We start from the raw sequence: 1,277 nt of genomic DNA on the forward strand, positions 1-1,277 counted from the left end.
AATCTTCCCCTGATGCTGGTATTTTTTGATGGTCAAGGTCAAATCCAGCTTCTCAATACAGCCCTAGAAAAAACCCTCGGTTGGTCCTTGGCAGAAGCGCAAGTACAAGATACCTTTGTGGAGTGCTATCCCGACCCGCAAGAACGCCAAAAGATCCGGGATGCCATAGAGGCAGGTACCGGGGAGTGGATTGAGGTTAAAGCCCGAACCCGCCAGGGGAGAGAGTTAGATGCGGCTTGGGCGAATATCCGACTCTCCGATGGCAGTGGGATTGGCATTGGACAGGATATCACTGAACGGAAGCGATCGGAAGCCGCCTTGCGCGAGAGTGAGAAGTTATTCCGTTCCACTTTTAATGGGGCCACCATCGGACTGGTTCATAGTAATCTCAAGGGTCAGTTTCTGCGAGTTAACCAAAAATACTGTGAAATTCTCGGATATACTCAGGAAGAATTGCTGCTGAAAAGGTGGAGAGATATTACTCATCCCGATGATCTGGAGGAGAATATTCGCTGTATGAATCCCCTGCTGAGGGGAGAGGCTCGCGAGTGTTCGTTTGAGAAACGGTATTATCGGCAGGATGGGTCGCTGATTTGGACATCTCAGACGGTATCTTTGGTGCGTCAACCTTCGGGAGAACCGGACTATTTTATTGCCGCTGTGGAAGATATTAGCGATCGCAAAAAAGCGGAAGCTGAAAAAGAAAAACGCGATCGTTATCTGACTGCCTTAGTCGAAATTCAACATCAATTATTAAATTCCTCCGTAGATACGGACCTTTACGAACTTGTTCTGAATATTCTCGGACCCGTCTCCGGTGCCAGTCGCCTCTATATTTTTGAAAATTCCCACGATTCCCAAGGTTGTTTAGTCACCAGTCAAAAAGCGGAATGGTGCACCGAAGGCATGGAGTCCCAACTGAACAATTCCGACTTGCAAAATTGCCCTTATGGAGAATTTTTCACGAGACTACCCAATACCCTGGGGAAAGGGGAAATCATTGAAGGCATTGTCTCTAATTTTTCAGAGTCCGAACGTTTAGTTTTAGAACCCCAAGGGATTGAAGCCATTCTGTTGTTACCCTTGATGGTCAATGGGGAATTTTTTGGCTTTATGGGCTTTGATAATTGCATCGAAGCCCAACCTTGGGACCCCTTAGAAGTCAGTTTATTAAGTTCCGCAGCAGCGGCGATCGCCCTGGCAAAAGAACGTCAAATTACCCAAGCCGCCCTCGCCCGTCAGTTGGCTGCCGTAGAAGCCGCTACCGATGGCATCGG

At 48.2% G+C, this 1,277-nt stretch carries 1 protein-coding gene; it reads left to right on the forward strand.

From position 1 onward, the window contains the following. Positions 1 to 1,277, forward strand: a 1,277-nt coding sequence (locus NG792_RS28795; RefSeq protein ID WP_261237806.1) for a PAS domain S-box protein, incomplete at both ends; no start/stop codon positions are given.

Source organism: Laspinema olomoucense D3b (assembly GCF_025370785.1).
Lineage (GTDB): Bacteria > Cyanobacteriota > Cyanobacteriia > Cyanobacteriales > Laspinemataceae > Laspinema > Laspinema olomoucense.